Annotated in this window: 19 protein-coding genes; 14 read left to right on the top strand and 5 right to left on the bottom strand. The window is 64.6% G+C overall.

Annotated features, from left to right (window positions below; translation table 11 throughout):
- Nucleotides 1-81: 81 nt before the first annotated feature.
- The 3 genes from ACVBD7_RS22855 to ACVBD7_RS22845 all read left to right on the top strand — a co-directional run bounded on the left by ACVBD7_RS22855 (nucleotide 82) and on the right by ACVBD7_RS22845 (nucleotide 5063).
- Entirely contained in the window at nucleotides 82-2160 is a 2079-nt protein-coding gene (locus ACVBD7_RS22855; protein WP_458097828.1) for a caspase family protein, read from the top strand.
- Between the two features lie 511 nt (nucleotides 2161-2671).
- Nucleotides 2672-4072 carry a hypothetical protein gene (locus tag ACVBD7_RS22850; protein ID WP_458097827.1) on the top strand — a complete coding sequence of 467 codons (1401 nt, stop codon included), beginning with the start codon at nucleotides 2672-2674 and terminating at the stop codon, nucleotides 4070-4072.
- Between the two features lie 535 nt (nucleotides 4073-4607).
- Nucleotides 4608-5063 (top strand): helix-turn-helix domain-containing protein, encoded by a 456-nt coding sequence (locus ACVBD7_RS22845; RefSeq protein WP_458097826.1) that lies wholly within the window; start codon nucleotides 4608-4610, stop codon nucleotides 5061-5063.
- Between the two features lie 788 nt (nucleotides 5064-5851).
- Here the strand turns inward: ACVBD7_RS22845 and ACVBD7_RS22840 are convergent.
- The 3 genes from ACVBD7_RS22840 to ACVBD7_RS22830 form a co-directional block, all read right to left on the bottom strand.
- On the bottom strand, nucleotides 5852-6154 hold the full coding sequence (locus ACVBD7_RS22840) for a hypothetical protein (RefSeq protein ID WP_458097825.1): 303 nt from the start codon (nucleotides 6152-6154) through the stop codon (nucleotides 5852-5854).
- Between the two features lie 999 nt (nucleotides 6155-7153).
- Nucleotides 7154-7768 carry a GAF domain-containing protein gene (locus ACVBD7_RS22835; protein WP_458097824.1) on the bottom strand — a complete coding sequence of 205 codons (615 nt, stop codon included), beginning with the start codon at nucleotides 7766-7768 and terminating at the stop codon, nucleotides 7154-7156.
- Between the two features lie 652 nt (nucleotides 7769-8420).
- On the bottom strand, nucleotides 8421-10148 hold the full coding sequence (locus ACVBD7_RS22830) for a hypothetical protein (RefSeq protein ID WP_458097823.1): 1728 nt from the start codon (nucleotides 10146-10148) through the stop codon (nucleotides 8421-8423).
- Between the two features lie 550 nt (nucleotides 10149-10698).
- Here ACVBD7_RS22830 and ACVBD7_RS22825 point away from each other — a divergent pair.
- The 4 genes from ACVBD7_RS22825 to ACVBD7_RS22810 are packed head-to-tail and all read left to right on the top strand — an operon-like array spanning nucleotide 10699 to nucleotide 14811.
- Nucleotides 10699-11271 (top strand): Csu type fimbrial protein, encoded by a 573-nt coding sequence (locus tag ACVBD7_RS22825; RefSeq protein ID WP_458097822.1) that lies wholly within the window; start codon nucleotides 10699-10701, stop codon nucleotides 11269-11271.
- A gap of 12 nt (nucleotides 11272-11283) precedes the next feature.
- On the top strand, nucleotides 11284-12006 hold the full coding sequence (locus tag ACVBD7_RS22820) for a fimbrial biogenesis chaperone (RefSeq protein ID WP_458097821.1): 723 nt from the start codon (nucleotides 11284-11286) through the stop codon (nucleotides 12004-12006).
- Nucleotides 11945-14344 carry a fimbria/pilus outer membrane usher protein gene (locus ACVBD7_RS22815; protein ID WP_458097820.1) on the top strand — a complete coding sequence of 800 codons (2400 nt, stop codon included), beginning with the start codon at nucleotides 11945-11947 and terminating at the stop codon, nucleotides 14342-14344. The genes ACVBD7_RS22820 and ACVBD7_RS22815 overlap by 62 nt, the downstream gene beginning before the upstream one ends.
- Complete coding sequence (locus tag ACVBD7_RS22810) at nucleotides 14335-14811, top strand: Csu type fimbrial protein (protein WP_458097819.1); 477 nt, start codon at nucleotides 14335-14337, stop codon at nucleotides 14809-14811. The genes ACVBD7_RS22815 and ACVBD7_RS22810 overlap by 10 nt, the downstream gene beginning before the upstream one ends.
- Nucleotides 14812-15682: 871 nt before the next feature.
- Here the strand turns inward: ACVBD7_RS22810 and ACVBD7_RS22805 are convergent.
- Nucleotides 15683-16141: a MarR family winged helix-turn-helix transcriptional regulator gene (locus ACVBD7_RS22805; RefSeq protein WP_458097818.1), complete on the bottom strand. Its 459-nt coding sequence runs from the start codon at nucleotides 16139-16141 to the stop codon at nucleotides 15683-15685.
- Between the two features lie 205 nt (nucleotides 16142-16346).
- Between ACVBD7_RS22805 and ACVBD7_RS22800 the strand changes: the two genes are divergently transcribed.
- From ACVBD7_RS22800 to ACVBD7_RS22780, 5 genes are all read left to right on the top strand, one after another.
- Nucleotides 16347-17555, top strand: a complete 1209-nt coding sequence (locus tag ACVBD7_RS22800; protein ID WP_458097817.1) for an NAD(P)/FAD-dependent oxidoreductase — start codon at nucleotides 16347-16349, stop codon at nucleotides 17553-17555.
- Nucleotides 17556-17592: 37 nt separating this feature from the next.
- Nucleotides 17593-18957, top strand: coding sequence for an aromatic ring-hydroxylating oxygenase subunit alpha (locus tag ACVBD7_RS22795; RefSeq protein WP_458097816.1), 1365 nt, complete (start codon nucleotides 17593-17595; stop codon nucleotides 18955-18957).
- Nucleotides 18957-19469 carry an aromatic-ring-hydroxylating dioxygenase subunit beta gene (locus ACVBD7_RS22790; RefSeq protein ID WP_458097815.1) on the top strand — a complete coding sequence of 171 codons (513 nt, stop codon included), beginning with the start codon at nucleotides 18957-18959 and terminating at the stop codon, nucleotides 19467-19469. Before ACVBD7_RS22795 ends, ACVBD7_RS22790 begins: the two co-directional genes overlap by 1 nt.
- Before the next feature lie 10 nt (nucleotides 19470-19479).
- Nucleotides 19480-19803, top strand: a complete 324-nt coding sequence (locus tag ACVBD7_RS22785) for a non-heme iron oxygenase ferredoxin subunit (RefSeq protein ID WP_458097814.1) — start codon at nucleotides 19480-19482, stop codon at nucleotides 19801-19803.
- Nucleotides 19804-19894: 91 nt separating this feature from the next.
- On the top strand, nucleotides 19895-20863 hold the full coding sequence (locus ACVBD7_RS22780) for a Bug family tripartite tricarboxylate transporter substrate binding protein (RefSeq protein WP_458097813.1): 969 nt from the start codon (nucleotides 19895-19897) through the stop codon (nucleotides 20861-20863).
- A 251-nt stretch (nucleotides 20864-21114) separates the two neighbouring features.
- Here the strand turns inward: ACVBD7_RS22780 and ACVBD7_RS22775 are convergent, their stop codons facing one another.
- Nucleotides 21115-22179 (bottom strand): amino acid ABC transporter substrate-binding protein, encoded by a 1065-nt coding sequence (locus ACVBD7_RS22775; protein WP_458097812.1) that lies wholly within the window; start codon nucleotides 22177-22179, stop codon nucleotides 21115-21117.
- A 573-nt stretch (nucleotides 22180-22752) separates the two neighbouring features.
- Between ACVBD7_RS22775 and ACVBD7_RS22770 the strand changes: the two genes are divergently transcribed.
- Nucleotides 22753-24246: an amidohydrolase family protein gene (locus ACVBD7_RS22770; RefSeq protein ID WP_458097811.1), complete on the top strand. Its 1494-nt coding sequence runs from the start codon at nucleotides 22753-22755 to the stop codon at nucleotides 24244-24246.
- Nucleotides 24247-24248: 2 nt separating this feature from the next.
- Nucleotides 24249-25226, top strand: a complete 978-nt coding sequence (locus ACVBD7_RS22765) for a CobW family GTP-binding protein (RefSeq protein ID WP_458097810.1) — start codon at nucleotides 24249-24251, stop codon at nucleotides 25224-25226.
- Nucleotides 25227-25287: the final 61 nt, after the last annotated feature.

Raw genomic sequence — 25287 nt, 5'->3', positions numbered from 1 at the left:
GTCCCCATGATCCCGTTCGCAAAGCCCAACAATCCAGCGCGGCGTGTTGCAACAGAGGTCGCCGCCGGAGGTCCCGCGGTCATGGTCACGAAGGTTGTAAGAGCCCGCGAGGTCACTCATTCTCAATGGGCTTCCCTTCGGCACGGCTTCTCGGGGCCGCTCGCACGATGGCTCTGTTACGCGCTCCTCACGCTGTGCATGCTGCCCGGCGCAGGCCTGGCGGCCGATGCTCCCGCTTCCACCCCGACGCGGCGGGTCGCGCTTGTGATCGGCAACTCCTCTTACAGGAGCCTTGGGGCGCTGGCGAACCCAGCAAATGACGCGATGCTGATCGCGGACACGCTCAAGCAGCTCGGCTTTGCCCTCGTCGGGGACGGGCCGCAACTGAATCTAGACAAGCCGGGCTTCGACCGGGCGGTGCAGAGGTTCGGTGAGGCGCTGCAAGGGGCCGATGTCGGACTTTTTTACTACGCGGGACACGGGCTGCAGATTGGGGGTACAAACTGGCTCGTACCCGTTAGCGCTAATCCGTCCGGCCCGCGTGACATCGACTTCCAGATGGTCGACGCCGAACTCGTGCTGAAGCAGATGCAATTCGCTCAGACGAAGCTGAACATCGTGATCCTGGACGCCTGCCGCAACAACCCGTTCGGCGGACGCGGCCTGCGCACTACCGGCGGCGGCCTAGCCGAGATGCGTGCGCCCCAAGGCACGCTGATCGCCTATGCCACGCAGCCCGGAAACGTCGCCCAGGACGGCACCGGGGCCAACAGCCCCTTCTCTGCATCCCTGGCGAGCACGCTGGTCCAGCCCGGGCTGGACGTGTTCCGGGTTTTTAACCAAGTTGGCCTATCGGTGAAGCGTCTGACCGGAGGGGAACAGCAACCCTGGGTTTCGAGCTCGCCGATCGAGGGGGACTTCTTCTTCGCGGCCGCGCCGGGCGGCGCCGCCGCTGTGCCGCAGCCGGCACCCGACCCGGACCAACTGTTCTGGCAATTCGTAGCGAACAGCAACCAGCCCGCGGAATATCGCGCCTATCTGTCGCAGTTTCCGCAGGGCCGCTACGCCGAGCTGGCCCGCTCGCGGCTCCAACCGCCAATGCCCCCAGCTTTGGAGAAGCCGCAGTCGCTGGCAGCACTGCCATCATTCCCGCCTGCCCGGCCAGGCCGGCCGACGCAGCATCCGGTCGGAACAGTGCCAACCCTGTTCATGGCGGGTGTAATGGCACTCAACACGATCGGACGCTCTGCCGAGCATGGCTACCTGGCCTACACAAGGGAGTTCAATCCCGACCGTGGCCCGACTGGGCGGGAAACGTCGGTCAGCTTCGCAGACGTCTTTGGTTCGACCGAGCGGGAGGCTTTGAGCCAGCTCAGTCTGGCACTGACCGGAAGTAGCGGCAGCGGCCCCTTGGCCGTCGGCTTTGCTGACGTGACTGAGCCCCTTGCTCTCCCACGTGCACCGCAAGGCGGCCGGTCCGTTCCCATTCAGGCGGAACCTCTGCCGGCCGCCGCTGAACGCTTCGTCGCCGCGTCGAACGCGTTAATGACGGTGCTGGCGCAGGCACGGCCTTACTACGATCAGAACAATTTTCTGGATGACCGGTTCGCGCGTGGTCGCGGCATGCATGCCGGCATCATTGCAGCCTATCGCGAGTTCCTGATTGCGCGTGCCGGGTTAACGGAAGCCCTGCGCGCCCTCGTGCCTGGGGAGCGAGAGACCTACCTGGCCGGGGCAGGGCAGGTCATCCGGCCCGTGCAGGTCATGGTACAACGCAACCTGACCCAGGCAAGGCAGCTGCTACGATTCATGGTAGCTGGGCTGGAGGGCGGCCGGGATCCGCGCGGCATGGATGGAAACCGGCTGCAAGCGGAGATCGACCTGTATGAGCGCAGCTTGAACGAACTGCAGTCCCGTGTGCGCGGGGGCGACGGTGAAGTCAGTGAGGCAACATTCGGAACTGGCGTCGCGATCTGGATTAAGTCCTACCTAGAAAATGGCCGCCAATTTCTCACCATATCGCGCTACCTGCTTCGCCAGATGCGCGCCGGTAGACCGGTCGATAGCCTCTATTTCAGTTTCCGGACCGGTTACGAGAACGATGTGTTGTCCCGGTTCAACGATCTTGTCGCGTCAGCCAATCTTCTCAGCAGCAGGTGATGCAACAGCAAGAGCTCTGATGCTGCCGAGCCGTACTACGTGAGAAAGCATCAGTGGGACGCGTGCAGATTTTGTTGCTGCTCCTAGGCTGGAATGTCAGTTCGAGTGCCTTGGATCCGCTGTTCACCATCCGACAGTGGTCGGTGGTGAACAGGGGTAGGACGAAGGCGGCCTTTGACAGGGCTCGATGTTCGTCGGCGGCTTGGCCGCCATCGTCTGCACGTCGATGCCCCTCGGCCCGGTGTCAATTCCATCATCGGGATGAAGGTAGCCTCAGCAGCTCGCCTCCTGGCTGACCTCGCAACTACTCTCGGTGGAGCGGGAATAACAGTGATCAACCCTGGCCCCCGACAGCGAGTAAGACGTGCTTGGGCGCCTGTTCATCTCTCCCTCAAATTGTCCAGTTCTGACGCGCCCTTCGCCTGCAGGCCCTGTTCCTCCTACACAGGAGTTCGGTTTGGAGTAACGTTCGCCGAAAGCACGCATTAATTGGTCTGCAAGGAGCAGGATCTTGGCACCAACCATCACGAACGCGACGCTGTCCGACGTTCTCTACGCATCCAACGGCACTGCCCTGCCATCTTACTTCGTTCTTAGCGGGATGGTGGCGCCTGGACATGGTGTCGAGATCGTCGACCAAGCGGGCCAGACCATCCCGTTCGGGCGAAGTTACACAAGCCCTAGCGGCAACTGGAGCACCGAATTTTCTGGTTTCTGGGGCAGCTTTCGCGGTCTCCACGAGTACGCGGCCCGCGATACGGTGACGGGTGAGCTATCGGCACTGACCGCCGTCCTAATCGCCTCCGCGCCTGAACAGACCCTGACCGGTCCCACCCTGGGCGAGACGCTCACGGGGCCCACTATCCTTATCGCCAGCCCCGCGATGAACCGCATTCCTAGCCGCTTCAGTGAGCCGGGTGGCGAGAACACCTTCGTCGCATATACTGTACAGCCCGATGAAGCGGGGCACCACGCCACAGGCGCAGATGTCGTCATTCATGGTGGATATAAGTCTACCGTGGTGCTGCCGGTCGAAATTGGCGAACTGACTGGGCACCACATCTACATCTCCCAGGAGTTCGGGCGCTTTGACCTGGCTCTGGAAACAGCTGACGCCCGTGTGCTCGTAGACCAGGACGTCACCACTCTGCGCTTCAACGACGTCACGGTGACCGTTCAGAAGGATCCGCTGGTCGACTTCTTGTACTACGATGGCCGCTATGCTGACGTGGCCGCGCTCGACCTCAACGTGCGCGGCCACTACGACGCCTATGGCTGGCAGGATGGGCGCGACCCAAACGCGTTGTTCTCGACCCAGGGATATCGCGGCGCATACGCCGATGTACGCCAGGCCGGGCTCAATCCTCTCAACCACTACGACGCGTTCGGGTGGAAGGAGGGGCGTGACCCTTCGGCCGCCTTCGACACCACGCTCTATCTGACCTTCAACCCCGATGTGGCGCAGTCCGGCATAGACCCGCTTGTCCACTACTTGCATTTCGGCATCGAGGAAGGCCGCAAGACCTCTCCTGTGGTTGAGAGCACTCTCGTGTCCGGTGGGTTCGACCCGCGGTACTACCTTCTAGCGAACCCGGATGTCGGGCTCGCGGGAATGGACGCCCAAGCGCACTACCTCGCTTTTGGTGCTTTGGAGGGGCGCAATCCGGACGCCTTCTTCGACACGAATTGGTATCTGGCGCAGAATCCCGATGTGAAGGCTTCGGGAATTGAGGGTCTTGCACATTACCAGGCTACAGGCTGGCGCGAGGGTCGCGATCCCTCAACTCACTTCGGCACCTCCGATTATCTGGCCGCCAATCCCGACGTGGCCGCGGCCGGGCTCAGCCCGTTGCAGCACTTTCTGCAGTTCGGCATTGCTGAGGGGCGGTCTGCCCACGGCGATCTGTTCTGACTTGCGCAATCAACCTGCGCGTCCGAGTAAACGCTCCCACCCGGCCATGGCTCAAAGTCCTGGTGCCGCTGCAAATCCGGCGTCGGCCGGGGCGGAAAACGGTGGCTACACTGGGAAGATGTGGAAGTTCCGCAGTGACCCGGACCTGCCCGCAACTGTCCGCTTGGAAATAAATCAAATCAAAATCGGAACTTCCGCTCCCGGTCGGCCTTAAATAATGTAAGTAGGAGCGCCAATAGATGTGGTAGCCATGGCCCTAGGTCACGCTGCTGTACTAGACGCAGGCCAGTCGGGATTATGGTAGGCTACGACGGTCGTTCAGAGACTGGGCAGCTACCTTGCTACGGTCAGAGTCGGCTGAGGAAGGTAGGGCTGGTTGAGCCTCCCTCACGGCTGGGTTGTGCGTGAGGCGCGTTCACTACTTATTGAAGATTGTCTCAATTTTAATCAGCGCTGATCTGGGGTAGGTGGGAACTCATCGAAGTCACCTACGCCCAAGGCTCCTGTCTTGGACCAGCAGATAGGAAGCCTGGGCATGTTGGACGTGGTTACAACGCCGGTATCCGCAGCGCAGGAACGGCTACCGAGTACGATCGACATCCATGTGGGATCCCGGGTCCGCCTGCGGCGGATGCTGGTAGGGATGAGCCAGGAGAAGCTGGGAGCCGCGCTTAGCGTCACCTTCCAGCAGGTCCAGAAATACGAGCGCGGTGCTAACCGGATCGGGGCAAGCCGCCTATTCGATCTGGCCCGCATCTTGGACGTGCCGATCGGCTTCTTCTTCGACGACATGCCATCGAGCGTCGAAGGCGGAGCAACTGTAAACAAGTTCCGGACAGCCGGTCGTGACGAGCCGCAAAGCGGAATTGATGACGACCTTTTGCACAAGCGTGAGACGCTGGAGTTGGTGCGGGCGTACTATCAAATCAGCGAGCCTGAGATCCGGAAGCGTGTTCTCGACCTGGTCAGGAGCCTTGCTCCGATCGGGTGAGACATGGAACCGTCTTTGGTTTCAGGCCTCGCCTGTTGGCGATGACGTACTATCAAGCATTAGGCCGCTGAGCCTTCCGCTCCGTCGCCTCTGCTTCCGAACGAGCTTTCCGACAAGCTGTGTAGGCCTCATCTAAACATGACCGGCACGGCGGTGTCTCCCTTGCTCATCCGGAGATACCCGCCGTTCTAGGCCCAGTGCTCGGCAAGCCAGCACTGGAATGTCACGTCCTCACTGGTCAGGCTCGCGAACCCAAGCATTCCGAAGATCCCTTCGTGCTTACGAAACTTACCGGGACCGCGCTTCTCCACTTCACGCCAGCCGAGTGCGCCAACCTCTTCACAGTCACGGGCCACAAGCACTCATGACATGAGTGTGGCCTAACAGGTGGTGTATTGAGGAGAAGCTGCCATCAGGAGAGGCTGGAGACCTGCCTGAGTAGACCTGGAACACAGCATGACGCCGACGAGGCGTTCGCTGTCTACGCGCCACGATCTTCCGTCACGTAGACCGGTGGCGCGTCGCTCTGCCGGGCACCACCGGTCAGGCTAAGAAGGCGGCGGCTTTGTTTTAGCAGGTCTTCAGACTTGCGCACGGCAAGGCTGAGTTCCGCGGCCATGCTGGCAGTGGCCGCGACAAGACGTCGTGTCTCGGCCTGAACCGTCGTAGTGCCGTGCATTTGGGGCCAATCAGGATGGGACGGCGTGAGAGCCTGTTATCTCAAGTCTTCGCGCATCGTGACCATGGCAGGTCCTGCAGCCAGACCTCTAACATATGTGTGGTCATTCTCACCAAATCGGAATGGCAATCGGCACTCCGTCGCGAACCGCTTTACGCAATCCGAGTTCATCGCAGCGCTGTTCGGGGAGCACAATAACGCCTTCGGTATTAAGCCCTGAGTAGGTGACCGCGACCAGCCTCACTCCTGTCCAGGGGTCAAGCATTGCCTGAACATTGACGATGCGAACGTGATTGGCGGGCACCTCGGGCATGTGATGTCCATTGCTGCAAGCCAGACCTGCGCTGCCATCGAGCTTCACACAATCAAGTAGATCAGTCGCGAGCTGAGAGTTCGCTTCATCGCCTTCCATACTTGGCGATCCGAACAGAGGCTCCATTGACCAGTGAAGTGCGGCTGCCGAGGTCCTGTATCGGCCTCTCGCCCAGCCGCTCCAAGCGTTCGCCACCAGACGTTGTGAAGTCCACGAGGTACACCAGAGTGCCGGAATGAGCTTTCCCGTATTGGAGTCAAGCGGGATGGTCTCGATCTGTGCCTGCATCCTGTCCCGACGGTTTCACTCTGGTTGACTGGATGCATGAGGAACGGGAATGGGTACCAGGTTGGCCCATGCCTCCGGGTGGAAAAGACCCAGTTCCTGCAGTCGCGCAGGTGAGAGAGTGACGCGGCCGCTCCCGGCAGCTGTTTCGAAGACGACTTCGAAGTGCAGGTTGCCCGCTGAATAACGTCCCTCAGCAGGGGTGACCGTCAAGATCCGCGCGTACCCTGCCGGTATTGTCTCTTCTGTTGACCTCACCCTACGGCCCCTTTGACGCAGCAGGCTGCTGCATGGCGACAGCAGGCAATTTTGATGGTCCGGAGACCTCCAGTGAACCACCGGCCCCCAGCCCCAGCAGCTTTCGGCCGGCCTGCCGTTTGGAACTTTTCGAAAACCGCCACGCTGTGGCCCCGGTGCAGCATACCTTCCCACTCGTCGTTACGATGGATGAAGCGTGCAGCAACGTGGCCGAGATGACAGCCTCAGCTGTCGTACCAGCCCAACTCAGGTCGGTGAATTTGGTCAGCCGGGATGAGGCTCTAAGACGCGCCAGGCAGGCGTGAGCAAGATGACCAGCCCTGCAAACGATGCCGTATCGGTTCCTTAAGCCGTGCCGGCACCCTCTCTCGGCATAGAGAGGTGAGGACAGCCTGCTGCTTCGTGCCTTTGCGCGGAGGAGGTGTGCAGATGGACGGGGAGCTGTGTGGTAAGAAACACGGGGGCTGGTGGCCGTCCTGAGCATTTTTATCGACATGTGACGGGGCGGCTGCTCCAGGCTGGCGCCCCTGGACTGTGGGAAGCTGTGACTGGGCTTCAGAGTTCTTGCTCCCTGCGAGTTGACAGCGTTTCAATCACGCCGCGAAGGAGTTCCTCCGCAGTAGCAAAGCCCCGCGTCCTTGCATGCATACGAAGTTGGAGCAGTTGCTCAAGATCAGATGACGGCATGGTGCCGCGAGAGAGCGGGGCTGCTGCATCTGCGGCGCCAATGCGTCCTGCCGGTCGTTTTCGATCATGGAACATTGATTCGGCACAATGGGCCAACCACAAGAGCCGTTTCTCTTGCGTGCGGTTGAGACCGTAGGGCCGGGCCACCGTGTCTGCGACGCAGAGCGAGCCAACGTGTAATCCCCCCGGTAACTCCAATGGTGCTCCGGCGTAAAACCGCAGCCGTGGCTCGCCCGTAACCAGCGGGTTTTCTGCTGTGCGAGGATCATTCGCGAGGTCAGGAATGACCAGCAGCTTTCCGCTGCCGCTCGCCAAGAGGCAGACGGCCTGCTCAATAGGTGTTTCTGTTCGGTCTACCCCAATTCTGGCCTTGAGCCACTGTCGTCTGCTTCCGAGTAAGCTTAGGGCGGCGATTGGGGCGCTGCAGATCTCAGCCGCCTCATAGACTAAACCATCGAAGGCGGGCTCCGGCTGTGTATCCATCAGAGCGTAGTCCGCCAGTGCGGCCTCTCTCCTCAACCCAGCGCCACTCGGCGGGGAATTATCGTAGGTCACGTTGCCTTCCCTTCCCCTATTGCTCGCCTGTTAAGTCCCACCTCTCGAGGCGCTTCGATCTGTTTGATGCCGCCACCCCATCTACTATCAATCCTATGGGACACATGACGTATCCGTCAGGGTCGGACATCGGCCGGTGGTGACGGTGTCTTCAGTTCTCAGTCAGTCGTACTCAGCGACCTTTACCGTTGAACCTAAGCCGTCTTCGTCTTTTTACGGTCTCATGCTGACAGCCAGGTGCTCCGCAACTTGTTCAGTCGGACTGACGCAAGAGCAACCTTCATCATCGGCGCGAGTAGGTGGCTGCAAAACGCACCAGCGGTTCTGGCGGATTGTAAGCCCCGAACCTGATCTCCGGTCACAAGCACATGCCTGATCTGATCCCGGATTTGGCGCATAAGTTCGTCACGCGGTCCCTCTAAAAGCGTTTTCTGTAGTGCACCGGCAATTTCCGGGTCGCCGATAGACACAGGCCTCGTTCAGGCAGCACTCCGTGCAGCTTGGACAAGAACCGCGCTGGTTAGAACGGCCCTCTGCGCGAGGCGCAGGGGGCCGTTCCGGGCGGCGCTTAGGGCGAGGTTCAGGCCACGCCGATGAAGTCGCTGGCCTGGACGGTGTGAAGGCCGTTCAGCTGGATCATCATGTCGCGGTTGCCGTCGCCATCGAGGCCGATGTCGATATAGGTGTTGCCCTGGAACTGATGGACGAACACCTCGCCGGCCCCGGCCTTCTCGGGCGTCTCGCTGGTGCCGCGGAACACGAAGCCCTGGATCCCGTCGGCGTCGGGATCGGTGTCGATGGCACTGAGGTCGATGAAGTCGTCATCGCTCCAGTCCGTGATGACGTCGCGCCCGGCGGTGGTGGTCAGGGAATCCGCGCCGCTGGCGAAGGCGAAGATGTCGCTGCCGGCACCACCGGTCAGCGTGTCACGGCCCGTGCCGCCGATCAGCGTGTCGTTGCCGGTGCCGCCGTTCAGCCGGTCGTTGCCGGCAAGACCGCTGATCACGTCATCACCCGCCGAGCCGGTCAGCGTGTCGTTCCCCGGCGTGCCCGTCGGCGTCGTGTCCACGATCGCACCGACGAAGTCGGCAGCGTCGAGGGCGTGCAGCCCGTTCAGCTGGATCATGATGTCACGCGTGCCATCACCATCGACGCCGATGTTGATGAAGGTGTTGCCTTCGAATTGGTTGATGAAGATCTCGCCGGCCATCGCCTTGTCCGGCGTGGTGCTGGTACCGCGGAACACGAAGCCCTGGATGCCCGCGATGCTGGGGTCAGTGTCGATGGCACTGAGGTCGATGGTGTCGCCATCGCTCCAGTCCGTGATCACGTCGCGCCCGGCAGCGGTGGGCAGGGAGTCCGTGGCGCTGGTGAAGGCGAAGACGTCGTTGCCGGCGCCGCCGGTCATCACGTCACGGCCCGTGCCGCCGGTCAGCGTGTCGTTGCCGCTGCCGCCACTCAGCCGGTCATTGCCAGCGAACCCGCTGAGCTGGTCGTCGGCCGACGAGCCGGTCAGCGTGTCGTTGCCGGGCGTGCCGGTCAGGGTCTGGCTCGTCGCAATGCCAGAGAAGTCGCTCCCGTCGAGCGTGTGGAGCCCGGTGAGCTTGATCACCATATCGCGGTTGCCGTCGCCATCGAGGCCGATGTCGATATAGGTGTTGCCCTGGAACTGATGGACGAACACCTCGCCGGCCCCGGCCTTCTCGGGCGTCGCGGTGATGCCGCGGAAGATGAAGCCCTGGATGCCCGCGAGAGTGGGATCGCCATCGAGGCCGCTGAGATCGATGCTGTCGCCCTCGGCCCAGTCGGTGATGGTGTCGCGACCCGCGAAGGCAGCCTGGGAATCCGTGGCGCTGGTGAAGACGAAGCGGTCGTTGCCGTCACCGCCGGTCAGCGTGTCCCGGCCCGCACCGCCCACGAGCACGTCATCGCCCGCATCACCGAGCAGGGTGTCGGCGCCCGTGCCGCCATTCAGCCTGTCATTGCCGATGCCACCGTCCAGCGTGTCGTCGCCGGCGTCGCCGTTGAGGGTGTCATTCCCCGCGAGGCCGGACATGGTGTCGTTGCCGCCAAGGCCGCTCGCGACGTTGTCCTGCGCCGCCTGGAGAATGCCGAGGGAAACCTGCGGGTTCAAACCCAGGGTGACCTTGGCCTCCAGAACGCTGTCGCCTGTGTAGGTGTCGTCACCCTGCGTCGCGCCGCCACTGACGACGTCCACCCGGAGCGGTACGAGCGACCGGATACCAAGCACTTCGTTCCCGAAGGAGCCGTTCTCGCCAACGGTCAGATTAACAAGGGAGCCGCTCATTGGATTTTCCTCATGAGTTGGTTGTCCAAACCTATGGAAACGTCTCGATCATCAGGTTGAGCTGCGCCTCCATGAGACTTGGCCTTCCCATTGACTTCGCGTGTGTCTCTTTAAGTTCGACACTCCATAGCCACGTGACAGGAACCCTTCTAAGATTGTTAACGTTGATCATGCAACCATAGATTGTGATATGAGCAGAGGGTTCCCCAAGAGTCCTGGGTTTTGGAGTTAGGACTGGTTGGATCGTTGCGACACTCAGCCCGGGTGAGCGCCCTTGAGCAGGCGCCGATGAGCGTTCGGAGGGCGACTGTTACGCGGGGTAGCGACCTCACGAGAGGGTCTCAGGGAGGCTGATCCTGGGATGGGTGACAGGGGATAAACGAGGACGATGGCAGGCAGCCGCAGTGCGAAGTTTCTCTTCATCGCTGGGCTATGCGCCTGGCGGCAGGCAAAGTGTTACAAAGGCGCTCTATAATCAGGCCTTGATCGACCTGTCCAAAGAGCGATCCTACTCTGAAAATATTCTGGCAATCTGCACGCCTAGGTTGTAATGCTGGCCGTCTTGCAACCAAATTCCACCATGTCGGTGGGCGGAACATCCAAAGCCATGCTCCTGTCACTCGTAACTTGTCTCAGGGCCGCGCAGATTGCGGGGGTGCTCCTCCTAGGCGCTTCGGTTGCTGGACCGGCCCTCGCGCAAACGACCCAGACTGCGACCAGCAGCTTTCAGGTCACCGCAACGGTCCTGAAACTCTGCTCCGTCACAGCGACGAGTATGGCATTCGGGGACTACACGCCGACCACAGCGCTTGAGCAGACTTCGAATCTATCGGTGCTGTGCACGACGAATACGCCCTATACGATCGCGCTGAATCTCGGCACCGCAACAAGCCCGACCACGCGGCAGATGACGAGCGGGACTGCGACAACAACGCTGAACTACCTTCTGTTCCGCGACTCGTCGCGCTCCGCGATCTGGGGCGAGACGACGAGCACCGACACCCAGTCCGGAACGGGCACCGGCGCGACCCAGACCATTCCTGTGTATGGCCGCATCCCCGCGAACCAACGCCCGCAGCCAGGCTCCTACACTGACACGGTCACGGTTACCCTGACCTACTGAGGAGGGAGCGGGATGTCGCTACCGCATGTTGCGCGGTTGGTGGCCGGATTGGGGCTTGCGGCGGCTGTGCTGCTGACGCCCGGGCCCGCTGAAGCCGGATCGCTCGAGGTTGCGCCGGTTTCAACGGATCTCCTGCCGGGCCAGCAGGCATCCGTCGTAACCGTGACAAACCGGGACACGACCCCGACTTCCGTCCAGGTACGCGCCTTCGACTGGAGCCAGGACGCGACAAGCGACCGACTGACCCCGACGCAAGATCTCCTTGTCAGTCCGCCAGCCTTCCAGCTCGCGCCCGGCGGATCGCAGGTGGTGCGCATGGTTCTTCGCCGCCCGCCAGCGCAGGGCGAGCGGGCCTTCCGCCTCCTTGTCGACCAGATCCCGGGGCCCGCCGATGCGGGCCAGCAGGTGCGCTTCGCACTCCGGCTCTCGCTGCCGGTTTTCGCGCAGACGAGCGCCAATGGCCGTCCTCAGCTCGAATGGCGTCTCCAGTCTAGTGGAGAGCTAGTCGTTGCGAACCGCGGGACCCGGCGGGCCCAGCTGGCCGGTTTGAGCCTGGCCGGGCCGGGGGGAACGAGTATTCCTCTTGCGGCACCGGAGAACCCTTATGTGCTGCCGGGGATGGAGCGGCACTGGCGCCTCCGTGGCGCTCAGCCCCGTCCGGGAATGATCCTGCGTGCCACTGGCAGCGGCGAGGCAGGCCAATTTGCAGTGGATGTTCCAGTCCCAGCGCGCTGAGCCGGGCCGTTCGGTCCGCGCCTTCCTGATCCTCGTCGCGCTCTTCCTCCTGCCTCTTCGCGCGGTCCGGGCCGAGGAGCGGGTTCTGCTGCTCGACGTGATGATCAACGGACGCTCCGTCGGGATGATCGGCACATTCATCGAGCGTAATGGCGTGCTCGCGGCCCGCGCAGAAGACCTGCGGAGCCTCGGGATTGCCGTATCCGCAGAGGTGGCCGGCGATACATCGCTTCCGTTGACCCAGCTACCGGGCACAAACTTCCGTATCGACGAGCCGCAGCAGCAAATCCGGTTCACAGCGGAGGATAGGAGCCTCGTCCCTTCTGACCTGAGCCGCAGTGGAAGTGCAGAGGCGGTCCCGCGGGCAGAAACCACGTTCGGCGCTCTGCTCAACTACGATATCAACGTGACATCGGCAGGTGGCCGCACTTTGGGTGCCGGCTATCTCGAGGGCCGGATCTTTGGCTCTGCAGGGGTCCTCGTCGTTGATGGGCTGGCATACAGTAGGAACGGCGACGGGAGGGGTGATCCCGTCGTGCGGCTCGAGAGCAGCTTCGTCCGAGACGACGAGGACGCGCTGCGCCAATACCGCCTCGGGGACTTCATCAGCGGCGGCCTTGCCTGGACACGGCCGGTCCGCCTCGGGGGTGCGCAGGTGTCGCGCAGCTTCTCACTGCGCCCCGACCTCGTGACCTTCCCTGTGCCGATCGCGTCCGGATCCACGGCCGTACCCTCCACCGTCGATGTCCTGATCAACGGCGTCCAGCAGCTCTCCACGGCGACAGGGACAGGCCCTTTCGTGGTCCGCCAACTCCCGGTCATTACCGGCGCGGGAGAGATCGCCGTGCGAGTGCGCGACGCGCTAGGGCGCGAGACAACGAGTGTCCTGCCATTTTACGCGTCCTCCTCGCTGCTGGCCCCCGGCCTCATCTCCTACTCGGCCGAGATCGGCTGGGTCCGCCGCAATTACGGCATTCTCAGCAACGACTATGGGCCGCCTGTCGGCATCGGCTCGCTCCGCTACGGCGTGACCGACTGGCTCACCGCAGAAGCTCACGCAGAGGGTGGTGCGCAGCTGCAGATGGCTGGCGCCGGAGCGGTCTTGTCGGTCGGCGCGCTCGGAGCGGTCACCCTCTCCGTCGCAGGAAGCCGGTCGCGCAACGCGGCGGGAGCTTCCGAGCGAGGCTGGCAGGTCGGGGCGGGGTTCGAACGGGTCTCCACAGGGTTGAGTCTCGGCGCCTCAATCACCTGGGCTAGCGATCGCTTTGCCGACGTCGCAGCGCTGGACGGTGCTTCCTATCCGCGCCGGATCACGCGGGCGAGCGCCTCCGTGCCGCTGCTGGGTGGTGCGCTCTCCCTCGCCTACGCCGATGTGCGGCGGGACGAAGGGCTGCGTCGGCGGGACGACGTCCGAGAGGCAGGCTTCGCGAGGCTGCCGAGTGCATCAATCGTATCCGCCACCTATAGCCGCAGCCTGTTCGGCCGCGCGAACTTCTACGCGACCGGCTACACGGACCTTTCCGGCAACAGCGGGGAGGGGATCCTCTTCGGGCTCTCCTTTTCCATCGGAGACCGGACCACGGTGGCGGCAACCGCCTCCTTGGACCAGGGCCGCGTCTATGGCGGTTTGCAGGCGTCCCGCTCCGCCGTTGCGAGCGGTGACCTGGGGTGGCGTGCTTATGCTTCCGAGGGTGGGCTTTCCCGCCAACTCGGCGAGATTGAGTACAAGGCCCCGACCGGGCGCCTGCTGGCTGGGGTGGATCGCATCGGTAGCGAGACGGCGCTCCGTGCCGAAGCGCGAGGCGCCATCACCGCAGCCGGTGGAGGGCTCTTCCTCTCGGATACCGTCCAGACCAGCTTCGCCATCGTTGAGACGGGACAGCCCGGGGTGGGCGTGATGCAGGAGAACCGGCCGGTTGGCCGCACGGACAGCCATGGCCGGCTGCTCGTGACCGACCTGCGGCCCTATGAGCGCAACCGGATCGGGATCGCGCCGGATGACGTGCCGCCTGATGCCACGATCGTCGAGACAAGCCGCATGGTCACGCCGCGGCAGCGTGCAGGCACCGTGGTGCGTTTTCCGATCTCTCGCAGCTCCAGTGCTCGTGTCCAGCTCGTCGGCCGTGGTGGAAAGCCCGTTCCGCTCGGCAGCATCGTCCGGCACACCGCTGGGGAGCGCTTGCCAATCGGATACGACGGAGAGGTGTTCCTGACACGATTGCAGGCCGTGAACAGGGTCGAGGTTCAATTGCCCGATGGCACCAGCTGCCACGCTGATTTTGAGTTCCGGCCGTTGGAGAACGACCTACCTCTCGTGGGGCCTGTGCCGTGCCGTTGAGCAGCCCCTTTCAGCGATACATCCTTCCAGCCGGGATTATTTTCGGTTCCGCAGGCGTGGCGGAGGCGGCCTGCACAGTCGTGGCAACGCCCCTTGCCTTCGGCAACTACTCGCCGCTGAGCGCCTCCCCAACACGTTCGGTCGGAACGATCACGGTGCGCTGCGTCGCAATTGTCGGCCTGAATCTCTCCTACACAATCGGCCTCTCGGCCGGAATAAGCGGGAATCCTGGAAACCGGTCTTTGAGTAGCGGTTCAGCCATCTTGCGCTACCAACTCTACCAAAACGTCGGCGAGAGCATTCCATGGGGTGACGGCTCGTCCGGTACGTCCACCCTCACGGACCGGCAGCTTCTCGTGCTTTTGGGTACAGGCAAGACATACTCTGTCTACGGGCAGATCATGGCCAGACAGAATGCTCAACCGGGCGTCTACCAAGATACGATCGTCGTTACCGTGGTCTACTGAGCAAGGGGCGTCATCCGCATACGAGCCGCCAATCTCGTCCTAATAGGTCACTCTCACGACCACGACGCCCTGGCTCTCGGGCAAGGTCGCGATTGTCCAGGGCGCACTTGCCTCGGCCCCTCCGGAGAGGGTCAACAAAGGCGGGGCGCTTGCCGTCCGTTCGGATGGGTGCTCGCCAGGGCCGGTCGAGACACGCGCCATCAAGGGCGTGCTGCCGGAGCAGGAAACGGCCAGCAAATCCCGGTTGGACGCGGACGCGACGCAGGAAGGCGCACGGACCACGGCACTGACCAGCATCGTATCGCGGACAGGCTGCGCTTGGAGGGGCCGAACCGCCGGGCAGCTGATCGCGGCAATCAGACTCATCAACTGCCATGTGCCGAAGCGCATATCGGGATACCTGGAAAGGTGAGGATCAGTCGTCTCGTTTCTTATCGCGCCAAGATCTCTCCACAAGGTTAACTCCGGCGCGCAAACTCCTCCTCACGTCGAAGTCATAAAATCTGGCCGTGGCTTTTCTACGTGCCGCCCGCCTAGGTTCCGCTGTGCCTCGGCTGTAGCCCAAGCGCGGCAGGAGAAGGTCACCCAGCAGGCGTACCGGCTTATTTTAGAATTAAACGCATTGCGAGCGGATGGCGCCGCGGCCTGGGCCGGGCTTGCGCGGGCACCGACCAGCCGCGGCGTTCTGACGCCGCGAGGCAGCTTCGCCCGTAATCACACGCTGATCGGGCGGATTGAGGCATAGAGCCGCACCGGCAGCCTTCAGCCGACAAGCGCCATTGCAGTCTCAATGCTGCCGTGCGCGGGAGCAGAACCTCGGCGCACAATCCGCTCGACCGTCGTCGCCCCGGGCCAACGGGCCGGGCCGGCGTCAGCCAGTCGGGGGAGGGAGGCCGCCGCTCATCCCTGGAATGTTCTCACGGATCCGGCGCAGCATGCCGAAAAGCGCCTCGACCGCCTCGGGGGAGAGGCCGTCCAGCAGGCGTTCGTGTCGCACCATGATCTCATCGAACATCGCGTCGTGGAGCTGCTTCCCAGCCGGGGCAAGACTAATGACGAGACCGGGCCGGCGGGACTTCATGACAGAAGAAATCGTGACGAATTCGCGCTGCTCGAGGCCGCGGAGGGCTCGGCTGACGGCGGCCTTGTCCAGCTCACCCTCGGTCCAGATCGTGTAGGCGCTGGAGGGCCCGGCGGCGGCCAGGAAGGACAGAATGCGCCACTCGACGAGCGTCACGCCGTAGCGGGTGCCGAAGAACGCGTTGGCGGAAATCCGCAATTCGCTGACGAGCTTGGACAGCACGGTTGGCAGGTAGCGGTCGAAGGCCACGGCCTTCCCGGCAGGTCCCGCCGTGGCGGGCGCGTAGACGCTGTTCTGAGGCATATGCGTTGGTCGGCCGCTTCGGTCCTGTTCTGGCGCTAAAGCGACATGACGGGATTCACCTTGCAATAGGTGTCGGTACAACTATTGTAGTCGAAACGGACCGCCGCGGCAGCACTGCCCGGACGAGGCCAGCAAGGGTTGGGAGAAACGGATGCCGGGCTCGACGGTCGCGCCTTGCCGCATCGTGATCGTCGGCGCGGGGCACGCGGGCGGCGCCTGCGCCCTGGCGCTGCGAGAGTTCGGCTTCGACGGCACGGTCATCCTGCTCGGAGAGGAGCGACATCGGCCCTACGAGCGGCCGGCGCTCTCCAAGGCGATGCTGACCATCGACGGCGCGGTTCCCACAGCCCTTGCGGAGGAGGCGAGGTGGACGGAGGGGTTCGACCTGCGCCTCGGCGTGCCGGTGGCCGCAATCAACCGTGAGCGACGCCTCGTCTGTCTCGCGGATGGGACCGAACTCCTCTACGACGCGCTGGTCCTCGCCACCGGTGGCTCCGCGCGGCGCCTCGAAGTCCCGGGCGGCGACCTCGCCCACACTCTTCGCACCAGCGATGACGCAGCTGCGCTGCGCGCCCGGATACGATCGGCGCGCTCGGCCGTGGTGATCGGCGGCGGCGTGATCGGGCTCGAGGTAGCGGCCAGCTTCAGGTCGTCCGGCCTCTCGGTGCATGTGATCGAGGCGGCCCCTCGCATCCTCGGGCGCAACGTGCCGGCAGAGGCGGCCGCCTGGATCGCGGAGCTGCACGAGCGAGAGGGCGTGGAGATGCGACTGGGCACAACCATCCGCTCTATCGCCGCTGCGGATGGCGGCGCTGCCGTGACACTCGGCGACGGAACAGTGCTGGAGAGCGACCTCGTCGTGCAGGGGATCGGCATCCGACCACGCACGGAGTTGGCAGAGGCAGCCGGCCTGCCCTGCCGGGACGGCCTGTTGGTCGGGCCGACCTATGCCAGCACCACCGACCCGTCCGTCTGGGGCATCGGTGACCTGGCCTTCCGTGAGGGCGCGATCGGCGGCGCGCGGCAGGAGAGCTGGGCACACGCGCAGGGCTCTGCCCGCGCTGTTGCCCGCGCCATCCTCGGCCTGTCGTCGGAGCCCAACGAAGCGCCGTGGTTCTGGAGCGACCAGTACGGCCACAGGCTGCGCGTCGTCGGCGCGCCGGCTGAGGCCGATGAGAGCATCACCCGCGGTCCCCGGTTCCGCCTCTACCTGCGCGCGGGCCGCGTGGTCGGTGCCGCCTGCCTCGACGCCGCCCGGGACTTTGCAATTGCCCGGCGTCTCGTTGCCGCCCGGGCCCGCCTCGACCGCGCGAAGGCCGCTCAGACGGGCGGCGACCTTCGCAAGGCCGTTGCCGCGTGACCCGCTATTCCAACACCGTCCGGCAAGGGAATCCTGCATGAACGCCCCCTTCCAACCCCGTTTGGACCTGCACGCCATCGCCGGGCTGGTGGACGACCGCCCGGAGGACCGCATTTTCCAGGTGGACCGCCGAATCTTCACGGCCCCGGAAGTTTTCGAGGCGGAGATCCGCCACGTCTTTGAACGCAACTGGGTCTTCGTCGGTCTGGAGTCCCAGGTCGCGCGGCCGCACGACTTCGTCACCACCTATATCGGCCGGCAGCCCGTGCTGCTGACCCGCGACAAGGACGGGGCGCTGCGCTGCCTTCTCAACACCTGTCGGCACCGCGGCACGATCGTCTGCCCCTTCAAGCATGGGCGGCAGAAGTTCCATGTCTGCCGCTACCACGGCTGGGCCTATGACAGCGGCGGCCGCAACGTCTCCATCACTGAGGAGGTGACGGGGCAGTACCCCGCATCCTTCGCAAATACCGGGCATGACCTCGTGCCCGTGGCGCGGCTCGACAGCTATCGCGGCTTCGTCTTCGCGAGTCTGACGGATGACGTGCCCAGCCTCGCCGAGCATCTCGGCGACGCCCGCGCCTTCCTTGACCTCGTCGTGGACCAGAGCCCCGTCGGCCAGCTGGAGCTCGTGCCGGGCGAGATCACCTACACCTTCGACGCGAACTGGAAGCTCCAGTTCGAGAACGGGCTGGACTACTACCACTTCGCCTCGACCCACAGCTCCTACGTCGATATCCTGAAGAAGCGGAAGGCGGCCGCCGGATCAGGTGCCGGCTTCACGGACGAGGATCCGGCCGAGATCGAGGGCCAGGGCAGCTTCAGCTTCGACCACGGCCACGCAGTGAACTGGTCCATCAAGCGCGCGCAGCTCTACGGTCGCCCACTCGCCTCTGACCCTGCGGTGCTGGAAGGGACGCGCGCGCGGTTGGGCCCGAGCCGGGTGAAGTGGATGCTGCGCCAGCGCAACCTGACGATCTTCCCGAACCTGCAGGTTATCGACATCCTCTCGGCCCAGCTACGCACCTGGCGTCCTCTGGCGGCGAACCGGACGGAGATGACCTCGCACTGCCTCGCCCCGGTCGGGGAGGCACCTGAGGCGCGCACGATGCGCATCCGGAATTACGAGGACTTTTTCAATCCCTCCGGCCTGGCCAGTTCCGACGACAACGTCATGTATGAGTTCTGCCAGACCGGCTACGAGGCCGAGCAGGCTGGTGCCACCCAAGGCTACCTACGCGGCATGGGCGAAGGCGTGCCGGGCGCACACGCGGCGGAGCTGGGCATAAGCCCGGCCGAGACCGCCTTCGGCCTGCCGGCCTTCGGCGGCGAGACGAACTTCCACGCGGGCTACCGCGCTTGGCGCGAGCTGATCCTGCGCGGGGCAGGGGAGGGGGCGTGATGGACGGCCTTTCTCCCGCTCGTTCCGCGCTGGACCTCGCCTCCGCGCTGCTGTTCCGCGAGGCGCGTCTGCTCGACAGGGGGCATTGGGACGAGTGGGTCCGGATGTACCGCGAGGACGCGGTGTACTGGTTGCCGGCCTGGCTCGACGAGAACCGCACCACCACTGACCCCGCGACCCAGGTCTCCCTCATCTACCACGCGGGTCGGCTGGGGCTTGAGGAGCGGATCGCGCGCATCGAATCCCGCAAGTCCATCACGGCGCTGCCCCTGCCGCGCACCACGCATCTGATCGGGAGCGTGGAGGTGCTGGAGGAGGGACCGGCGCGCATTCTATGCGAGTCCGTCTTCTCCGTGCACGTCTACGACCCTCGGTTGGGGAAGGAACACACGCGCCACGGCCGCTACACGCACACCCTAGTGCGGGACGCCGACTCATGGCGAATCGCGCGCAAGGTTATCACGCTGGTGAACGACCGCGTCCCGACCGTCCTCGACTTCTACAGCATCTGAGGGGGCACGGATGAGCAGTATCACCGGCTGGCATCACGCCGCGACGCTCGATCAAGTGACAGAGGACGAGCCCCTCGCTCTACAAATCGGCGAGCGCCGGATCGCGCTGTTCCGGGTGGACGATACAGTCTACGCGACCGACAACATCTGCACCCACGCCTTCGCGCTTCTCTCCGACGGGTTGCAGGAGGGCTGCGTCATCGAGTGCCCGCTGCACAACGCGCGCTTCGATGTCAGAAGCGGCCGCGCGCTGTCCAGCCCGGCGGAACGCGACCTGGAGACCTTCCCCGTGCGGATCGCGGGGGACGCCATCGAGATCCTGGTGCCTGCATAAAAGCGGCCCTGCCGTGCTGCCCGGCGCAACGGGTGGCCGGGCTGAAGTCTGCAAAATACCGGCGCGAGACCGAAGAAGGAAGGAAACGATCATGCGGAGACGCATCATGCTCGCCGGTCTTGCCGGCGGCGCGGTGGGATACCTGGCAAGACCGGCCGCCGCCCAGTTCCCCGATAGGCCGGTGCGGCTGATCGTTCCCTTCCCGCCGGGTGGCCCCACGGACGTCTTCGCGCGGGTCCTGGCGGAGCGGATCGGTGCGCGCTGGGGGAAGCCGGTGATCGTCGAGAACCGGGCCGGCGGCGGGACAATCGTCGGCACCAACGCCGTCGCAAAGGCGCCGCCGGATGGGTACACGCTGGGATGCGTCATCAGCGCCTTCACTATCAACGCGGCGATGAATCCCAGCCTGCCCTACGACACGTTAACAGACCTGGCCCCGGTGAGCCGGGTCGCGGCGCAGCAGATCGTGCTGGTCTGCCATCCATCTCTCCAGGCAAAGGACCTAGCAGGGCTCGTTGCTCTCTCGAAGAGGGAGGTGGATGGCCTGGCCTTCGCCACTCCCGGCGCGGGCACCCTGACGCATCTCGCCGGCGAGATGGTCGCGCGGGCGACGGGCGCGAAGCTCGTCCACATTCCTTATCCCGGCTCCGCCCCGGCGCTGACCGACGTGCTGCAGGGCCGCGTGCCGCTAATGTTCGATGTCTGGAACTCGGTGCGGCCGAGCGTGGAAACGGGTAAGCTCCGGGTGCTTGGCGTCGGCACTCGGGCCCCGATTGAGGGAGCGCCACCGATGGAGCCGATCGCCAATATCGTACCGGACTTCGACATTTCATCCTTCTTTGGCCTTGTGGCGCCGGCAGGAACGCCACCCTTGATCGTGCAGGCCATCGCTGCGGATGTCGGCGCAGCCATGGAGCGGCCTGACATGTCCCGCCGCTTGGTAGAGTTCGGGATGCAGCCGATCATCTCGACGCCCGAGGAGTTCGGCGCCTTTATCAGGGCCGATGTGGACCGGTGGCGCCGCACTGTGCGGGAGAGCGGCATTGAGGTCGTGCGCTGAGCCCAATGCTGACCTAACCGGTCCCTGAGGGATGCACCATCAATCGCTGTTTCGGGGTCGCGGTTGTTGGTCGGTGTTGGACGCTCTGGAATGGGAGGCGTACCGCCGTTTCCCAGGGCGGTCACGATCACTGCGTTTGCGGGCGCATTTATTAAGTGGTTGGTCTGAGCGGCGCCATGAGACGAGTGGGAACAGGCCGGAGCTGCGGCACGGTGCTAAGCCACGCTGGCGAGGCCTGGCAGCTCTTCGCGTTATCGCAAAGGCGGCGCGTACATCAGTCCGCCCTGCGAGGCGAGGCGGTTGGCACCTCGGTCGATGCCCAGCGGTGCCAAATTGCGTGCCCAGACTTCGGCATAGTTCCCGACCTGGCTGATCACGTTGAACGCCCAGGCGTTATCCACGCCCAGCGCCGTCCCAAGGTCGCCCTGGGTGCCGAGCAGGCGCTGCACCGATGGATCGGAGGTCGTGGACCTCTGCTGCGCGGCGTTCTCGCTGGTCACTCCGGCTTCCTCGGCTGCGAGGAACGCTGCACCGGTCCAGCGCACCAGATCAAACCAGCGATCGTCGCCCTTGCGCACCATCGCGCCCACGGGCTCCGAGCTGATCCTCTCGGGCAGGATGACCAGTCCCTTGTCGGGCTGAGTTGCACGAAACGCCCCAAGGTAGGAGGCGTCATTGGCCCAGGCATCGCAGCGCCCGGCGAGGAACGCGTTTCCAGTCTCGGTCACTCCGCCGAACAGGACGGGCGTGAACTGGAGGTTGTTGGACCGGAAGTAGGCCGCGACGTCGAGCTCGGTGGTGGTACCCTGCAGCAGGCACACCGTGGCTCCGTCCAACCCTTTAGCCGAGGTCACCCCGGCATCGCCGCGCACCACGAAGGCAGTGCCATCGTGAAAATTGATCCAGGCCATATTCAGGCCCAGGGAGGCTTCCCGGGTAAGCGTCCAGCTCGTGTTGCGCACGAGTAGGTCCACCTCTCCCGATTGCAGCGCCGTGAAACGAGCCTGTGGTGAAAGAGGAACGAAGCGAACCAGCTTGGCATCGCCCAGAGTGGCGGCAGCAACCGCCCGGCAGGTGTCAGCATCAAGGCCGCGCATCTCACCCCGGCTGTCGGGCAGGGAGAAGCCTGGCGACTCACCCGAGATGCCGCACAGGAGCAGGCGCCGGGCGCGCACGGCGTCAAGCGTGGCCGACCCGGTGCGCGCGGTGCCGGGCTCGGTGCGCGGCTGTGCCGGTGCGGGAGTTGGGCCGAAAAGACTGAGCACCGCTGCAGCAACGCCGCAGACGTAAGGAATAAGATGTCGTCTGCGGGCCATTGAACCTGCTCCAGTCGGTAAAACAGCAACGTTGCAGGAGCGTCGATGGTTGGAAGCCTGCTCAACCCTCCTGCACGCGGCAAGCTTGCTCGGCAGCAGCCACTAAGGACGGTGTATCCCTCGGCAGCCTTCCTTTCGGGACGGGCGCCCCGGCTACACGATCATTCAGGTGCCCTCGGGCACGCTGCGCCAGAACGCCCAATCATAACCGTCCCGGCGCTCGGGCTTTAGCGCAGTTGTGTGGCTTCGAGATCGTGCCCGATATAGGGCACTGCCCGCAGCTGGACGCGCCAGCCGCCGTGAACGCGGGGCTGCTGCGCTTTCTGGCCACGATGGATTTATCGGTCTTGGGCGCAAAGCCGTCTGGCCGATGCTGGTTGCTCAGGGGCGCTTAATGTAACGAAGCCGAGACGGTCTCGTGATGCCTGGTATAGCGCATGCTATTGAGTGGCTTCCCGCAGCTTGGAAGCACCGACGTGCCTCTTGCGCTTGCGTAGATCCGCGATGACCCAGAACATGTGCCTCCCGCGCCGTCCTGCGGCGTGATGATGGATCAGGCAGGCAGGAGGCAGCATGGGCTCGTTGTTGATTAGTGGTGGCCGGGTGGTGGATCCGGCGAGCGGGATGGACGCCGTCGCGGACGTGGCGATTAAGGACGGCCGGGTCACCGCGGTCGGAACGGGCCTGGGCGGCGCGGAGCGGGTCATCGACGCTTCTGGCTTGGTCGTCGCCCCGGGCTTCATTGATCTGCACGCCCACGGTCAATCCATTCCCGCCGATCGCATGCAGGCCTTTGACGGCGTGACGACGACGCTGGACCTGGAGGCGGGCGTGATGCCGGTCGCCTCCTGGTACCGCCGGCAGGCCGAGGGCGGGCGCGTGCTGAACTACGGCGCTGCCACCAACTGGGCTTTCGCTCGCATCGGCGCGATGGTCGGCAGCAACGAGGAATCTTCGCTGGAAGCCTTCGGCCGGGCCATGCGGGACCGGCGCTGGATGGAGAACATCGCCACCGAAGCCGAAACGGCCGGCATCCTAGAGCGTATCGCGGATGGGCTGGACGAGGGCGGGATCGGGATCGGCATACTCAACGCTTACGCGCCCGGCGCCGGTGTCCAGGAGCTGACGGCGGTATGCCAGCTCGCCGCCGCGCGGAACGTGCCGACCTTCACCCATGTCGCATACATGGCGCGCATTGATCCCCAGAGCGCGGCCGAGGCCTACATCCGCCTCATCGGCTACGCGGGCGCGACCGGCGCGCACATGCACATCTGCCACTTCAACTCCTCCAGCAAGACGGACATCGCCCGCTGCTACGAGCTGGTGCGCAAGGCCCAGCTTCAGGGCCTGCCCATTACGGTGGAAGCCTATCCCTACGGCACAGGCTCCACCGTGCTGGCAGCCGCCTTCTTCAACGATCCGGAGTTCGAGGCGCGCAACGGCCTCGGCTATGATTCCGTGCAACGGGTTACGGACGGGCACCGCTTCGGCAGTCGCGACGAACTGCTGGCCGCGCAGGCCGAGGACCCCTCGCAGCTCGTGCTGTGGCACGTGCTGGACACGGAGCACAACGAGCGGCACCGCGAGCTGCTCGACATGGCCGTGCTCTACCCGGACGGCGCGATCGCTTCGGACGCAATGCCTTGGAGCATGCCGGACGGCAGCACCTACACGGGCGAGGCCTGGCCCTTGCCGGAGGAGGCGACCTCCCACCCCCGCTCAGCTGGCTGCTTCACGCGCTTCATCCGCCACTGGGTGCGCGAACGGGGTGCGGTTTCCCTCATGGAGGGCATCCGCAAGTGCTCTCTAATCCCCGCACAGATCCTGGAAGCGAGCACGCCGACCATGCTCGGCAAGGGCCGGCTGACGGCGGGAGCAGACGCCGACGTGGTGGTTTTCGATTTCGACGCGCTGACTGACCGCGCCGAGTTCAGCGCGATGAACCGTCCCTCGGAGGGCGTGCGCCACCTGATCGTCAGCGGTGTGCCGGTGATCGCCAACGGGGTGCTGGATGTGGCGGCGCGGCCCGGACGGCCGGTGCGCCGGCCTTCCGTCCGGCAGACCTGACGATGGCAGGCACCCCCGTTCCGGTTCTGCTCGTCACCGGCTTCCTGGGCGCGGGCAAAACCACGGTGGTGAATCACATCCTGGCCCATGCCGGGGGACGGCGCATCGCCGCCGTCGTGAACGATTTCGGCGCCATCAACATTGATGCGGAACTCGTCTTGGGCGCGAGCGACGGGGTGGTGAGCCTCGCCAATGGCTGCATCTGCTGCACGCTGGAGGGTGACCTTCTCCGCACGTTGGCGACTCTCCTGCGCCGCGACCCGCGGCCGGAGACTATTCTGATCGAGACAAGTGGCGTGGCCGATCCTGCCGAAATCGTCCGGAACCTAATGGACCCCATAGTCCTACGAGAGGCGCCACTGGAAACCGTGCTCTGCGTGGTGGACGCCGCCGGGGCGCCAGAGACGATGGAGGACCCGCTGCTGCTCGCGCAGCTTCGCCTGGCCGACGTGGTGGCGCTGAGCAAGACTGACCTGGCGGACGAAGCGGAGCGGGCGCGTGTCCGCGCAGCCGTGGCGGCGCTCCGTCCGGCGGCGACCGTGATCGACGCGCCATGGGGAGAGGTGCCGCTGTCGCTGGTGCTGCCGGACGATCCTGGGCGCCCACCTGTCCCGCGCAATCCTGCGGGGCGCAGCCCCGGAAGGCGCGGTCCCCGCGCCGAGCGCTTCGAAACGCTGAGTTGGACGGCCGATGCGTCGCTTTCCATGCCGCTGGTCCAGGCAGCCATCGACCGCCTGGCGCCACGCCTAGCGCGGGCCAAAGGCGTCTTTGAGACGATCCAGCAGCCAGGGCGACCGCTGCTCTTCCAGCTTGCAGGCGGGCGCGCGACCCTCGTGCCGATGGGGGTCGGGACGGCTCGCGAAGGGCTGCCGCGCGCACGAATCGTGTTTATCGCCGAGGTCGGGCGGCTGTCCCCGGACGAGATCCGCGTGGAGATGGAGCGATCAATCGCCGGGTCGCCGGGCGCGAGACCCGTCTGACGGGCTTCGAGGCAAGGCCGAAGGCCGGGCCGAGCGCCTGGATTGGAGTGGAGTACATGCG

This window comes from Roseomonas sp. WA12 (assembly GCF_054165765.1).
The sequence above is the reverse complement of the archived record's forward strand: the minus strand, read 5'-3'. Positions and strand labels throughout refer to the sequence as shown.

Coding starts and splice junctions, on each gene's coding strand:
- ACVBD7_RS22855 (WP_458097828.1), top strand. CDS start 82: ATGGTCACGAAGGTTGTAAGAGCCCGCGAGGTCACTCATTCTCAATGG.
- ACVBD7_RS22845 (WP_458097826.1), top strand. CDS start 4,608: ATGTTGGACGTGGTTACAACGCCGGTATCCGCAGCGCAGGAACGGCTA.
- ACVBD7_RS22840 (WP_458097825.1), bottom strand. CDS start 6,154: ATGGAAGGCGATGAAGCGAACTCTCAGCTCGCGACTGATCTACTTGAT.
- ACVBD7_RS22835 (WP_458097824.1), bottom strand. CDS start 7,768: ATGGATACACAGCCGGAGCCCGCCTTCGATGGTTTAGTCTATGAGGCG.
- ACVBD7_RS22830 (WP_458097823.1), bottom strand. CDS start 10,148: ATGAGCGGCTCCCTTGTTAATCTGACCGTTGGCGAGAACGGCTCCTTC.
- ACVBD7_RS22825 (WP_458097822.1), top strand. CDS start 10,699: ATGCTGGCCGTCTTGCAACCAAATTCCACCATGTCGGTGGGCGGAACA.
- ACVBD7_RS22820 (WP_458097821.1), top strand. CDS start 11,284: ATGTCGCTACCGCATGTTGCGCGGTTGGTGGCCGGATTGGGGCTTGCG.
- ACVBD7_RS22800 (WP_458097817.1), top strand. CDS start 16,347: ATGCCGGGCTCGACGGTCGCGCCTTGCCGCATCGTGATCGTCGGCGCG.
- ACVBD7_RS22795 (WP_458097816.1), top strand. CDS start 17,593: ATGAACGCCCCCTTCCAACCCCGTTTGGACCTGCACGCCATCGCCGGG.
- ACVBD7_RS22790 (WP_458097815.1), top strand. CDS start 18,957: ATGGACGGCCTTTCTCCCGCTCGTTCCGCGCTGGACCTCGCCTCCGCG.
- ACVBD7_RS22785 (WP_458097814.1), top strand. CDS start 19,480: ATGAGCAGTATCACCGGCTGGCATCACGCCGCGACGCTCGATCAAGTG.
- ACVBD7_RS22780 (WP_458097813.1), top strand. CDS start 19,895: ATGCGGAGACGCATCATGCTCGCCGGTCTTGCCGGCGGCGCGGTGGGA.
- ACVBD7_RS22775 (WP_458097812.1), bottom strand. CDS start 22,179: ATGGCCCGCAGACGACATCTTATTCCTTACGTCTGCGGCGTTGCTGCA.
- ACVBD7_RS22770 (WP_458097811.1), top strand. CDS start 22,753: ATGGGCTCGTTGTTGATTAGTGGTGGCCGGGTGGTGGATCCGGCGAGC.
- ACVBD7_RS22765 (WP_458097810.1), top strand. CDS start 24,249: ATGGCAGGCACCCCCGTTCCGGTTCTGCTCGTCACCGGCTTCCTGGGC.